The following is an 11600-nucleotide window of genomic DNA, read 5'->3' on the forward strand; positions in this document are numbered from 1 at the left end:
GCGTTGTCATTCCGCGTCCTCGCCAGCTTCGGGCACGCCGGCGAGCTCGTGGGCTCCGGTGTTGCAGGACGGGCAGGTGGGCCAGAGCCAGCCGATGTCGGAGTTGTCCACGGTGACCTCCTTCAGGCACAAGGTGCGCACGACGACGCCGTGGTAGCCGTGGCGCGGCTTGGGATCGGTGGTGGCGTGGCGCTGGCCATCGGCGGGCACCCAGCTGAACGGATGCGGGCGGTACATCACGCCACCGCTTCGCGCGGGCGCGGTGAGCGGCCCGGCCACCCGCCCCCGGTCGACTCGATCACGCCCGCCACGATCTTGAACGCTACCCGAACGACGACCGATCACACGCAACCCGTTCGGAGTAGTTGACCTCCCCGCAAGCACGAGGGACCAGCCGAGACCACCACGCGGGGTGACTAGTCCGTGACATCACCGCACCGCGAATGCCCCCTAAACCCCGAACCGCCCATTGCGGACATCACCGCCGGTGTTCACCCTCGGGCAGCGTGAGGACCCGGGGACCGTCGGCCGTGATGGCGATGGTGTGCTCGGAATGAGCGGTGTTGGAGCCGTCGGCCGAGCGCAGGGTCCAGCCGTCCGGGTCGGTGACGATGCGGGCGGTGCTGCGCGCGAACCAGGGTTCGACGGCGATCGTGAGCCCAGGCTGCAGCTTGAGCCCCCGGCCCGGCTTGCCGCGGTTGGAGATGTGCGGGGCTTCGTGCATGGTGCGCCCGAGGCCGTGCCCGCCGAACTCGGTGTTGACCGGGTAGCCGTAGTCGTTGGCGACCGCCTCGATCGCGGCCGAGATGTCGCCGATGCGGTTGCCGGGCTTGGCGACGTCGATCGCCGCTTCCAGGGCTTCTTCGGTCGAGCGCACGAGCCTGCGGTCCTCGGCCTCCTCGGTGCCGACGATGAACGTGCGGGCGGCGTCGGCGACCCAGCCGTCGATGCTCACCGCGAAGTCGGCGGTGAGCACGTCGCCGTCGCGCAGCGCGTAGTCGTGCGGGAGCCCGTGCAGCACGGCGTCGTTGACCGACAGGCAGATGACGTTGCGGAACGGCCCTTCACCGAACGACGGCGCGTAGTCCCAGTAGCAGGACTGGGCCCCGCGCGCCTCGATCCGCCGGCGCACGTGGTGCTCGAGGTCCATCAGGTTGACGCCGACCTCGGCCATCTCGCCGACCTCGGCGAGGGTCTCGGCGACGAACGCGCCGGTGACGGCCATCTTGTCGATCTCGGTCGGCGTCTTCAGCTCGATCACGCGCACTCCCACGACTTCTCCACTGGCGGTATTTTAATACCAGGCTAGCACTTGCAGGTATTTAAATACCACCGTAACCTTCACCTCGTGGTACGCCTTCCCCTCACCCCCGATCAGGTCGAGTCCGGTGCGCGCGTCGGCAAGATGCTGCGGGACGCGCGGGCGGGACGTGACGCCGCCGAGATCGCCCGCGCGGCGGGGATTTCCCCGGAGACGCTGCGCAAGATCGAGTCCGGCAGGCTGCCGACCCCGGCGTTCGGCACCGTGGTGGGCCTGTGCGATGCCCTGGACCTGCCGGTGCACGAGGTCGCCGAGGTCTGGCGCAGCGGAGCGAGCCTGCGCAGCGCCTCCTAGCGTCAGCGCAGCCGCCGCGCCCGCAGCACCACGTCGTGCGGGTGGTCCTGCTTGCCCTCACCGGTGCGCGGCCGGATCTCGTCCAGCTCGACCTTCCAGTCGTCGTCGAGGAGCGCGGCGACGTGACCGGGCATCACGTACTCGGTGGGGTCGAACTCGGCGTCGGGCGGGAACGCGGAGATGTCGTGTCCGACGTAGAGCAGCGTCCCGCCGGGGGCCACCGCCGCCAGCAGAGCGCGCAGCGGTTCTTCGCCGCGTTCCTTCTTCAGCGCGAAGTACTGGGCGTTGACCAGGTCGAACGAGCTGTCCGGCGGGTGCTCGACGGCCAGGTCCGCGCGGGCCCAGGCGATGTTGGCGGCGACCTCGGCGGCGCTGTCGGCGGCGATGGCCGCGCCGCGCTCGACCGCCACCCGCGAGATGTCGGTCGCGGTGACCTTCCAGCCCTGGCGGGCCAGCCAGATCGCGTCTCCGCCCTCACCGCAACCGACGTCGAGCGCCTGCCCGGGCTCCATACCGGCGACCTCGGCGACGAGGACGTCGTTCGGGTCATCGCTGAACAACCGGTCCTGACCGCCGTACCGCTGGTCCCATTCCGCCGCGCTCGCCCGCGACGCGTCATCGGGCAGCAGCCCGTGGCGGCGTTCGCCCATCGCGACCTCGCAGGTCCGGTTCTCCGCGGCCCGGGAGAACGGGGCGTTGGCCACCGCCCGGGCGGTCTCCTCCTCGACCAGGTCGGCGTTGATCATCGCCCCGGCGTTGGCCCCCTCGGCCGCGGCGACGATGACGGTCGCGCGCAGATCGCCCGTGTTGCCGGCCACCCACACGCCCGGGACCGCGGTGCGGCCGTTGCCGTCGGCGGGGATGTGCTGTCCGCCGCTGGGGTGCGCGGCGGGTTCGAGCCCGAGTCCGGCGGCGAGCTCGGAGCGGGCGACCATCCGCGTCGCCACCGCCACGGCTCGCAGCGGCACGACACCTCCGCCGCTGAGGCGTACTCCGGTCAGCGAGTCCCCGACGACCTCCAGCCCTTCGACCGGTTCCGGGACGACCTCGATGCCGCGCGCGGCCAGCTTGGCCGCCTCCTCGCCGGTCGGTGGCTCGGATCCGTTGAGCAGCACGGTGATCCGGTCGCTCCACTGCCGGAACAGCAGCGCCTGGTGCACGCTCATCGGGCTGGTCGCGAGCACGCCGATCGGCTCGTCGCGGAACTCCCAGCCGTGGCAGTACGGGCAGTGCAGGACGTCCCTCCCCCACCTTTCGGCCACGCCGGGCACGTCGGGCAGCTCGTCCCGGAGACCGGTGGCCAGCAGCAGCCGCTTGGCGCTCACCCGTCGGCCGTCGGCCAGCTCCACCGCGAATCCCGACCCCGCCGGTACCGCCGAAACCGCCTGCCCGGCAACGATCTCCACCCCGTACCCGGTCACCTCGCGGCGACCGGCCGCCAGCAGCTCAGCCGGCGCTGCTCCGTCGCGCGAGAGGAAGCCGTGCATGTGCGCGGCGGGAGCGTTGCGCGGCTCCTCACCATCGATCACCAGGACGTCGCGCCGAGCGCGCCCCAGCATCAGCGCTGCGTTCAGACCCGCCGCGCCGCCTCCCACGATCACCACGTCATACCTGGTCACGGCCTGTTCTGCCATCGCTGACCACCTCCAGGGACCACCATGCCCACCCCCTACGCGAGATGGCAACATTCTTTGCCGCTTCGGCAAAACGCGGGCGAGTCCCGCCCCTCGGGACGCCCGGATCCGCGATTGACACCTCCGCGCGGGCGCTGGTTCGATCGACGACATGACAGCGAACATCGCTCTGGTCGAGCGCCGCTACGTGGACTGCCTCCGCGTCGCCAGCGCCCGCTGTCGCTGACCTCTCACCGCCGCCGGATCGCTCCGCGGCTCCTCTCTCCCTTCACCCTCACCACTTTCGCGACCTCGATCCGTCGCGCCCCAATCCGTTCCCGGTTCACCTAGAAGACGGGTTTTCCAGCTGTGCCTTCCTCACCACGGCGTCCCTTGGGACGCCGCGACTTCCTGCGCCTCGGTCTGTCCACAGTGCCCGCCGCGACCGTCCTCAGCGGATGCGCCACCTCCTCCGCCGCACCGAGCGGCGAGACGAAGGTGGTCCGCTACCAGGGGTGGTCGGGCCAGGTGATCTTCCCGGAGCTGGCCGCCGATCTCGGCTTCCTCGGCGACATCCGCCTGGAGTGGATCGGCAACACCACCAGCGGACCGCAGGACATCCAAGCCGCCGTGACCGGCGACGTCGACATCGGCGGCGCGTTCAACGGCTCCGTCCTCCGCCTGGTCGCGGCCGGTGCGCCGATCACCTCCGTGGTCTCCTACTACGGCTCCGACGCGCTGAGCAACGCCGGTTACTTCGTGCTCGACGGAAGTCCGCTGCGCGGTGCCGCCGACCTGCGCGGCGCGGCGGTCGGGATGAACACCGTCGGGGCGCACCACCAGGACGTGCTCGGGATCTACCTGCGCCGCAACGGTTTCTCCGATTCCGACATCAGTGACGTGCAGCCGGTGGTGGTGCCGCCGGTGAGCTCGGAGCAGGCGCTGAGGTCCGGTCAGCTCGACGTGTCGACCATGACCGGTGCGATCGCGGAGAAGGCCAAGGCGCGCGGCGGGATCCGGCCGCTGTTCACCGATTTCGAGCTGCTGGGCGCCTTCAGCGCGGGCTGCTACGTGCTGCGCGACGACTTCATCGCCGCCAACCCCGGCACGACCCGCGCGCTGGTCAGCGGGATCGCGCGGGCCGTGCGCTGGACGCAGACCAGGCCGCACCAGGAGGTCGTCGCGCGCTTCACCGACATCATCCGGCGGCGCGGCCGCAACGAGGACACCAAGACCGTCGCCTACTGGCGCTCCAGCGGGGTAGCCGGGCCCGGAGGCGCGATCGCCGACCGGGAGTTCTCGATCTGGCTGGAACGGCTCGTCGAGTCCGGCGTCATCGAACCCGGTGCGGTCGAGGTCCCGCGCATCTACACCAACGAATTCAACCCGTACGCCTGACACGAAGAGGCAACCATGACAGACATCGTTCTCGACGGCGTCACCAGATCCTTCCGGGGACGGGACTCCGAGGTCACCGCGCTCGACGGGGTCGACCTGCACATCGCCTCCGGTGAGCTGGCCGTCATCGTCGGGCCCAGCGGTTCCGGCAAGTCCACCCTGCTGGACCTGCTGGCCGGGCTGGACTTCCCCACCAGCGGCCAGATCCGCATCGGCGGCCACCCCGTCACCGGGCCGGGGCTCAACCGGGGCGTGGTGTTCCAGCAGTACGCGCTGCTGCCGTGGCGCACCGCGCAGGCCAACGTCGAACTCGGCCTCGAGGCCAACTCCGTTCCCCAGGCGCAGCGGCGCGAACGGGCGCGGGAGTACCTCGAGCTGGTGGAGCTCTCCGACTTCGCCGGGCACTACCCGCACCAGCTCTCCGGCGGGATGCGCCAGCGCGTGGCCATCGCGCGCAGCCTGGCGTTCGACCCCGGCGTGCTGCTGATGGACGAACCCTTCGGCGCCCTCGACGCGCAGACCCGCGAGCGGCTCCAGGAGGAGCTGCTGGGCATCTGGCAGCGCACCGGCAAGACGATCGTGTTCATCACCCACGACATCGACGAGGCCGTCTACCTGGGCCGCAAGGTCACCGTGCTCACCTCGCGGCCCGGCCGGGTCAAGGACACCGTCGACATCGACATCGCCGAGCGCCCCAGCCGCGAGGACACGTTGCGCAGGCCGGAGTTCGCCGAGCACCGGCACCGGATCTGGTCGCTGCTGCACGCCGCCCCGGAGGTGATCGGCGTTGGCTGACACGCTCACCCCCACCCGTCCGGCGGCCCGCGCCACGGGCGTGCGACTGGCCCGCGCGGCCCGGTCGTCGGTGGCGATCCTGGCGTTCCTCGCGGTGTGGGAGCTGGTGCCGCGGATCGGCTTGGTGGACAGCATCTTCCTGCCACCGGTGAGCCGGGTGGTGGTCACCTGGTTCGAACTCGCCCTCGACGGGCAGCTGTGGCAGAACCTGGGCGCGAGCCTGGCCCGCGCGCTCGCCGGTTTCGCCATCGCGCTGCTGATCGCGGTCCCGCTGGGGCTGGTCATCGGCTGGTACCGCGCGGCCGACCAACTGCTGACACCGCTGCTGGAGGTCTTCCGCAACACCGCCGCGCTGGCCCTGCTGCCGGTGTTCGTGCTGCTGCTCGGCCTGGGCGAGACCTCGAAGATCTCGCTGATCGTGTTCGCCTGCGTGTGGCCGGTCCTGCTCAACACCATCAGCGCCGTGCGCACCGTGGACCCGCTGCTGATCAAGTCGGCGCGATCGCTCGGGTTCGGTTCGGCAGCGGTGTTCGGCAAGATCGTGCTTCCCGCGTCGGTGCCGACCGTGTTCACCGGGATCCGGCTGGCCGCTGCGGGTTCGATCCTGGTGCTGGTGGCCGCCGAGATGGTCGGGGCCAAGGCCGGGCTCGGCTACCTGATCAACGCCGCCCAGTACAACTTCGAGGTCCCGCAGATGTACGCCGGGATCGTCACGATCTCGCTGCTGGGCATCGCGTTCAACCACGCCCTCACCGCCGTCGAGCGACGTCTGTCGCGCTGGCGCAGCTGACCCGCCGGCGCGGGAGGGTCCCGCGCCGCGTCCGCACCGATGAAGGAGAAACCCGTCATGACCGCGATTCCGCAGCAGAAGACCGCCCTCGACGTCGTCAAGCTGGGAGCCAACATCGGCGCCCGCATCGACGGCGTGCGCCTGGGCGGCGACCTGGACGAGTCGACCGTGGCCGAGATCCGGTCGGCGCTGCTGGCCAACAAGGTCGTGTTCTTCCGCGACCAGCACCACCTCGACGAGACCGCGCAGCAGGAGTTCGCCTCCCTGCTGGGCGATCTGACGCTGGCGCACCCGACGACCCGGAGCCGGGCGATCGGCAACATCCTGCCGATCGACTCCGAGTACGGGAAGGCCAACAGCTGGCACACCGACGTCACCTTCGTCGACCGGGTGCCGGCGATCAGCGTGCTGCGCGCCGTGCAGCTGCCCAGCTACGGCGGCAGCACGACGTGGGCGAACACCGCCACCGCCTACGACGGCCTGCCGGAGCCCTTGAAGGCGTTGGTCGACGAGCTGTGGGCGGTGCACACCAACGACTACGACTACGCGGCCCGGGTGGACGAGACCCGCACCGGTGGCGTCGACGTCAAGGAGCGGACGCACCGCGCGGAGTTCGTCTCCGACCTCTACGAGACCGAGCACCCGGTGGTGCGCGTGCACCCGGAGACCGGCGAGCGCGCTCTGCTGCTCGGGCACTTCGTGAAGCGGTTCGTGGGGTTGCGCAGCACCGAGTCGCAGGCGTTGTTCCGGTTGCTGCAGGACCGGGTGACCAGCCTGGAGAACACGACCCGCTGGCAGTGGCAGCCCGGTGACGTCGCGATCTGGGACAACCGCGCGACCCAGCACTACGCGGTCGCCGATTACGACGACCAGCCCCGCAAGATGCACCGGGTCACCATCGCCGGTGCCGTCCCGGTGGCCATCGACGGCCGTCGCGGCGAGACCCGGGTCGGCGACCCTTCCGCGTACTCGGCTCTCCCGGCCTGACCGAGCACGCGTCCCGGCGAGTCGGCGGGACTCGCCGGGGCGCGGCCGTCGCGTCAGGGACGGGCCAGGGCGTCGGGCGCCCACGGGAGCTCGGCGGTTCCGTGCTTGGCCGCGCGGACGTCGCCGGAGCGGGCGTGGCCCTCGAAGAGCTCGACCCGGGCGGCGCGGCCGCAGATCTCGCCGAGTTCGGCGCTGGCGGCGGGGTCGGTGACCTCCTGGTAGGTCACGGTCTTGAGGTACTTGCCGACCCAGAGGCCGCCGGTGTAGCGCGCGGCGCCGCGGGTGGGCAGCACGTGGTTGGTGCCGATGACCTTGTCCCCGTACGAGACGCAGGTGCCCTCCCCGAGGAACAGGGCGCCGTAGTTGCGCATCTTCGCCAGGGCCTCGCGGGGGTGTTCGGTGAGGATCTGCACGTGCTCGCTGGCGTAGGTGTCGGCCAGCCGGTAGGCCTCGTCGAGGGCGCCGACGACGTGCACCTCGCCGTGGTCGCGCCAGGCGGGCTCGGCGTTGTCCCGGGTGGGCATGTCCGGCAGCAGCGCCTCGACGTGCTCGATGACCTCGCGCCCGACCGATTCCGAGGTGGTGATCAGCACGGCAGGTGAGTCGGGTCCGTGCTCGGCCTGGCTGAGCAGGTCGACGGCGACCACGAACGGGTCGGCGTGCTCGTCGGCGACGACGAGCACCTCGGTCGGGCCGGCGAACAGGTCGATGCCGATCTCGCCGTAGAGCTGCCGCTTGGCCTCGGCGACGAACGCGTTGCCCGGACCGGCGAGCATGTCGACCGGTTCGAACGTCTCGGTGCCCAGCGCCATGCTCACCACCGCCTGCACGCCGCCCAGCAGGTAGATCTCGTCGGCACCGGCCAGGTGCATGGCCGCGACGGTGGCGTCGGGGATCTCGCCGCGGATCGGCGGGGTGCAGGCGATCACCCGCGGCACCTCGGCGGCCTTGGCGGTCAGGATCGTCATGTGCGCGGAGGCCAGCAGCGGGTAGCGGCCGCCCGGCACGTAGGCGCCGGCCGCGGCGACCGGGATGTGCTTGTGCCCGAGGTGCACGCCCGGCAGCGTCTCCACCTCGATCTCGCGCATCGACTCCAGCTGCTTCTCGGCGAAGCCTCGGACCTGCTGCTGGACGAACCGGATGTCGGCGATGACCTGCTCGGGGACCCGCGCCAGGATCTCGTCGATCTGGGCTGGGGAGAGCCGGAACGACTCCGGCTCCCACTTGTCGAACCGGGCCGAGTGCTCCCGGACCGCCTCGTCACCGCGCGCCCGGATGTCGGCGATGATCGCGGCGACCTTCTCCTGCACGTCGGGCAGCGAGGTCGTGGTGGCCGCCGAGCTCCGCTCGGCCCGCTTCAGCGCGAACGCCATGAATCCCTCCCAGGATGTTTACGTACACATGGAGACTAGGACGCGTCGGTGTTTACGTAAACCCCGTAGGATGTCCTTCCTCGACGCAGATCCGAAGGAGGTGCCCGGTGGTCACCAGCCGGGACGTGGCACGGCTGGCCGGCGTGTCCCAGATGACCGTGTCGCGGGTGCTGCAGGACAACGGCAAGGTCGCCCCGCAGACCCGGGAACGCGTGCTGGCGGCGATGCGCGAGGCCGGTTACCGGCCGCACGCCGCCGCGCGCACGATGCGCACCCGCCGCACCTCGACGGTCGGCGTGGTGGTCGCCGACATCACCAACCCCTTCTACCCGCAGCTGCTCGAGGCCGTCGCCGAAGCGCTCGACGCTGCCGGTCAGCGCATGGTGCTGTGGAACGGGCCGGACGGCTCGGGCGCGCTGGAATCACTCGACGAGGGCACCGTGGACGGGCTGATCTTCACCACGGTCACCGAAGCGACCCCGCAGCTCACCGATGCGGTGAACCGCGCGGACCCGATCGTGCTGCTGCACCGCGGCCTCGACGAGCTCGCCTGCGACCAGGTCACCACCGACAACGCCGGCGGCGGCCGGGCGGTGGCCGACTACCTGGTGGCCGCCGGGCACACCCGGATCGGGTTCCTGAGCGGTCCGGAGCTGCCGAGCACGGCGCGGCACCGCGAGCGGGGTTTCCGGGAACGCCTGGCCGAGCTCGGCCACCCGCTGTCCGACGAACTCAGCCTGCCGGGCGGGTTCGCCCACGACCGCGCGCGCTCCGCGATGCGCGAGCTGCTGGGGCGCGCGGAGCCGCCGACGGCGGTGTTCTGTGCCAACGACCTCACCGCGCTGGGCGCGGTCGACGGCGCGGTGTCGCTGGGCCGCCGCGTCCCGGATGACGTCTGGGTGATCGGCTACGACGACATCGCGCTGACCGCCTGGGACTCCTACGACGTCACCACCGTCCGCCAGCCCATCGCCGAGATGGCCCGCGCCGCCGTGCGGCTGCTGCTGGAACGCCTCGGCGACCGCGACCTGCCACCCCGCTCGGAGTGCTTCCCCAGCGAACTGCTGGTGCGCGGATCGACGGCCCGCACCGCGCATCCGGCGAGCTAGCCGGGCCTCTGCCAGACTCGGATGGCGTTGTGCGGCCAGGACGTCGAGGGGCTGGCGATGAATTCGTTTCCGACGGCGTTGGGTTTGTCAGCCGAGCAGACCGAGCACGCGATCCGCTGCGCCGGGCGTGCCCCGTCGCTGCACAACCGGCAGCCGTGGCGGTTCCGGCTGGCCGAGCACGTCATCGAGGTGCACGCCGACCCGCAGCGGCGGCTGCCGGCCACCGATCCCGACGACCGCGAACTCCGGTTGGCCTGCGGCGCGGCGCTGCTGAACCTGCGGCTGGCGCTGCAGCACGCCGGGGTGCGGCCGGTGGTGGACCCGCCGTCGCGGATGGGTCCGCCGACGGTGCTCGCCGAGGTGCGCAGCGGCGGCTGGAGCGCCCAGACGCCGGTCGAACGCGCGCTCTACGAGGCGATTCCGCGGCGGCGGACCAACCGCCGCCCCTTCCAGGAGACCCCCGTGCCGTCCGGGGACCGGCACGCGCTGGTCAGCGCCGCTCAGCGGGAGCAGGGCTGGCTGCACCTGCTGCCCCGCAGCGAACTGGATCGCTTCGCGGAGATGGTGCAGCGCGCGCACCGGGTTCAAATGGAAGACGAGCGCTTCCGCGCCGAGTTCGAACGCTGGACCGGTCGTTCGCGCGAGACCCGCGAAGGTGTTCCCGCCGCAGCGTCCGGGCCGCAGCCGGAGCCGCAGGACCTGTGGGTGGTGCGGGACTTCTCCTCTGGAACGGCATCCGAACGGGTGGCGGGCAAGGACTTCGAGCGCGAGCCGCTGCTGGCGGTGCTGTGCTCGCAGCACGACGGCCGCGCCGACGACGTGCTCGCCGGGCAGGCCATGCAGCGGGTGCTGCTCACGGCGTGCGTGCACGGCCTCTCGGCGTCACTGCTCTCGCAGGTCGTGGAGGTGCCCGAAACGCGCGAGGAGCTGCGCAGCCTGCTCGGCGGTTCGCAGCACCCGCAGGCGGTCCTGCGCTTCGGCTACGGCTCCCCCACTCCGGAAACACCGCGCCGCGAGCCGACGGATCTGCTGCTGGACTAGGAGCGCTCAACCATGCGGCGAAGCCGCTCAATGTCCGCCACCCGCGAACAACTTCTAGGAGAATTCGGCGGAGTCGGGTGTGCAGAGGTCTCCGGCTCGGGCAACATGGGCGGTTCCCGGTCTGCACGAGGAGGTGCGCATGGCGAAGCTGATCTACTCCGTGATCGGTTCGCTCGACGGCTATCTCAACGATGCCGATGGAAAGTACGACTGGGCGGTTCCCAGCGACGAGGTGTTCGCCTTCATCAACGACCGCGAACGCGAGGCGGGCACGTATCTGTACGGACGGCGGATGTACGAGGAGATGATCGCCTGGGAGACCGGTGATTTCACCGCCGAGGGCCCGTTGATGGAGGACTTCGCGCACCTGTGGCGCCGCGCCGAGAAGGTCGTCTTCTCCCGGACGCTGGCCGGGGTGTCCACCACGCGCACCAGGTTGATGCGGGAGTTCGACCCGCAAGCGGTGCGGCAGCTCAAGGATTCCTGCGCCGAGGACCTGCTGATCGGTGGCGCGATCCTGGCCGGTCAGGCCCTGGAAGCGGGCATGGTCGACGAGGTGCAGGTCTTCACCGTGCCGATGCTGGTGGGCGGCGGCACCCGGATCTTCCCGTCGAAGACCCGGGTGCCGCTGAGCCTCTTGGAGCACAGGCGTTTTGACAACGGCATGACCTTCCACCGCTACGCCTGCTCGGGACACGGCCAGCCGTGAGCCTCCCGGGAGTGGTGGGGGGCCGGGAGACTCACGGCTGGTTGATCAGTAGCGGTAGTGGTCGGGCTTGTAGGGGCCTTCGACGTCGACACCGATGTAGTCGGCCTGCTCCTTGGTGAGCTTGGTCAGCTTCACACCCAGCGCGTCCAGGTGCAGACGCGCGACCTTCT

The 11600-nt window shown here is 70.9% G+C and carries 13 protein-coding genes; 8 read left to right on the forward strand and 5 right to left on the reverse strand.

Going from position 1 to position 11600, the window contains the following annotated elements; genetic code table 11:
- Positions 1 to 6 precede the first annotated feature (6 nt).
- Complete coding sequence (locus R4I43_RS21450; RefSeq protein ID WP_324267460.1) at positions 7 to 237, reverse strand: zinc finger protein; 231 nt, start codon at positions 235 to 237, stop codon at positions 7 to 9.
- A gap of 241 nt (positions 238 to 478) precedes the next feature.
- Positions 479 to 1261: a type I methionyl aminopeptidase gene (gene map, locus R4I43_RS21455; RefSeq protein ID WP_324267461.1), complete on the reverse strand. Its 783-nt coding sequence runs from the start codon at positions 1259 to 1261 to the stop codon at positions 479 to 481.
- Between the two features lie 87 nt (positions 1262 to 1348).
- On the opposite strand from map, the gene R4I43_RS21460 reads away from it, so the two are divergent.
- Positions 1349 to 1615 (forward strand): helix-turn-helix domain-containing protein, encoded by a 267-nt coding sequence (locus R4I43_RS21460; protein WP_324267462.1) that lies wholly within the window; start codon positions 1349 to 1351, stop codon positions 1613 to 1615.
- Between the two features lie 2 nt (positions 1616 to 1617).
- Here R4I43_RS21460 and R4I43_RS21465 read toward each other — a convergent pair whose 3' ends face one another.
- A complete protein-coding gene (locus tag R4I43_RS21465; protein ID WP_324267463.1) occupies positions 1618 to 3249 on the reverse strand; it encodes an FAD-dependent oxidoreductase in 1632 nt (543 codons plus the stop codon).
- A gap of 372 nt (positions 3250 to 3621) precedes the next feature.
- Between R4I43_RS21465 and R4I43_RS21470 the strand changes: the two genes are divergently transcribed.
- The 4 genes from R4I43_RS21470 to R4I43_RS21485 are packed head-to-tail and all read left to right on the forward strand — an operon-like array spanning position 3622 to position 7198.
- The gene (locus tag R4I43_RS21470; RefSeq protein WP_324267464.1) at positions 3622 to 4626 is read left to right on the forward strand and encodes an ABC transporter substrate-binding protein; all 1005 of its coding nucleotides are present in this window, start codon (positions 3622 to 3624) and stop codon (positions 4624 to 4626) included.
- 15 nt (positions 4627 to 4641) lie between these two features.
- Complete coding sequence (locus tag R4I43_RS21475; protein ID WP_324267465.1) at positions 4642 to 5421, forward strand: ABC transporter ATP-binding protein; 780 nt, start codon at positions 4642 to 4644, stop codon at positions 5419 to 5421.
- Positions 5414 to 6211 carry an ABC transporter permease gene (locus tag R4I43_RS21480; protein WP_324267466.1) on the forward strand — a complete coding sequence of 266 codons (798 nt, stop codon included), beginning with the start codon at positions 5414 to 5416 and terminating at the stop codon, positions 6209 to 6211. The genes R4I43_RS21475 and R4I43_RS21480 overlap by 8 nt, the downstream gene beginning before the upstream one ends.
- A 57-nt stretch (positions 6212 to 6268) precedes the next feature.
- Entirely contained in the window at positions 6269 to 7198 is a 930-nt protein-coding gene (locus R4I43_RS21485; protein ID WP_324267467.1) for a TauD/TfdA dioxygenase family protein, read from the forward strand.
- Positions 7199 to 7251: 53 nt separating this feature from the next.
- On the opposite strand, the gene hisD is transcribed toward R4I43_RS21485, so the two are convergent.
- Positions 7252 to 8571, reverse strand: a complete 1320-nt coding sequence (hisD, locus tag R4I43_RS21490; RefSeq protein ID WP_324267468.1) for a histidinol dehydrogenase — start codon at positions 8569 to 8571, stop codon at positions 7252 to 7254.
- 107 nt (positions 8572 to 8678) lie between these two features.
- Between hisD and R4I43_RS21495 the strand changes: the two genes are divergently transcribed.
- The 3 genes from R4I43_RS21495 to R4I43_RS21505 all read left to right on the forward strand — a co-directional run bounded on the left by R4I43_RS21495 (position 8679) and on the right by R4I43_RS21505 (position 11430).
- Entirely contained in the window at positions 8679 to 9680 is a 1002-nt protein-coding gene (locus R4I43_RS21495; protein WP_324267469.1) for a LacI family DNA-binding transcriptional regulator, read from the forward strand.
- A gap of 57 nt (positions 9681 to 9737) precedes the next feature.
- Positions 9738 to 10721: an Acg family FMN-binding oxidoreductase gene (locus R4I43_RS21500; RefSeq protein ID WP_324267470.1), complete on the forward strand. Its 984-nt coding sequence runs from the start codon at positions 9738 to 9740 to the stop codon at positions 10719 to 10721.
- A gap of 139 nt (positions 10722 to 10860) precedes the next feature.
- Complete coding sequence (locus R4I43_RS21505; RefSeq protein ID WP_324267471.1) at positions 10861 to 11430, forward strand: dihydrofolate reductase family protein; 570 nt, start codon at positions 10861 to 10863, stop codon at positions 11428 to 11430.
- Positions 11431 to 11475: 45 nt separating this feature from the next.
- Here the strand turns inward: R4I43_RS21505 and R4I43_RS21510 are convergent.
- The coding region (locus R4I43_RS21510; RefSeq protein ID WP_324267477.1) for an adenosylhomocysteinase at positions 11476 to 11600 on the reverse strand (125 nt) is incomplete at its 5' end.

It is taken from the genome of Saccharopolyspora mangrovi (assembly GCF_035320975.1).
Lineage (GTDB): Bacteria > Actinomycetota > Actinomycetes > Mycobacteriales > Pseudonocardiaceae > Saccharopolyspora > Saccharopolyspora mangrovi.

What these genes read in the sequence shown, in the direction of transcription:
- R4I43_RS21485 (WP_324267467.1), top strand. Translation starts at nt 6,269, where the DNA reads ATGACCGCGATTCCGCAGCAGAAGACCGCCCTCGACGTCGTCAAGCTG.
- R4I43_RS21465 (WP_324267463.1), bottom strand. Translation starts at nt 3,249, where the DNA reads ATGGCAGAACAGGCCGTGACCAGGTATGACGTGGTGATCGTGGGAGGC.
- R4I43_RS21475 (WP_324267465.1), top strand. Translation starts at nt 4,642, where the DNA reads ATGACAGACATCGTTCTCGACGGCGTCACCAGATCCTTCCGGGGACGG.
- R4I43_RS21505 (WP_324267471.1), top strand. Translation starts at nt 10,861, where the DNA reads ATGGCGAAGCTGATCTACTCCGTGATCGGTTCGCTCGACGGCTATCTC.
- hisD (WP_324267468.1), bottom strand. Translation starts at nt 8,571, where the DNA reads ATGGCGTTCGCGCTGAAGCGGGCCGAGCGGAGCTCGGCGGCCACCACG.
- R4I43_RS21450 (WP_324267460.1), bottom strand. Translation starts at nt 237, where the DNA reads ATGTACCGCCCGCATCCGTTCAGCTGGGTGCCCGCCGATGGCCAGCGC.
- R4I43_RS21500 (WP_324267470.1), top strand. Translation starts at nt 9,738, where the DNA reads ATGAATTCGTTTCCGACGGCGTTGGGTTTGTCAGCCGAGCAGACCGAG.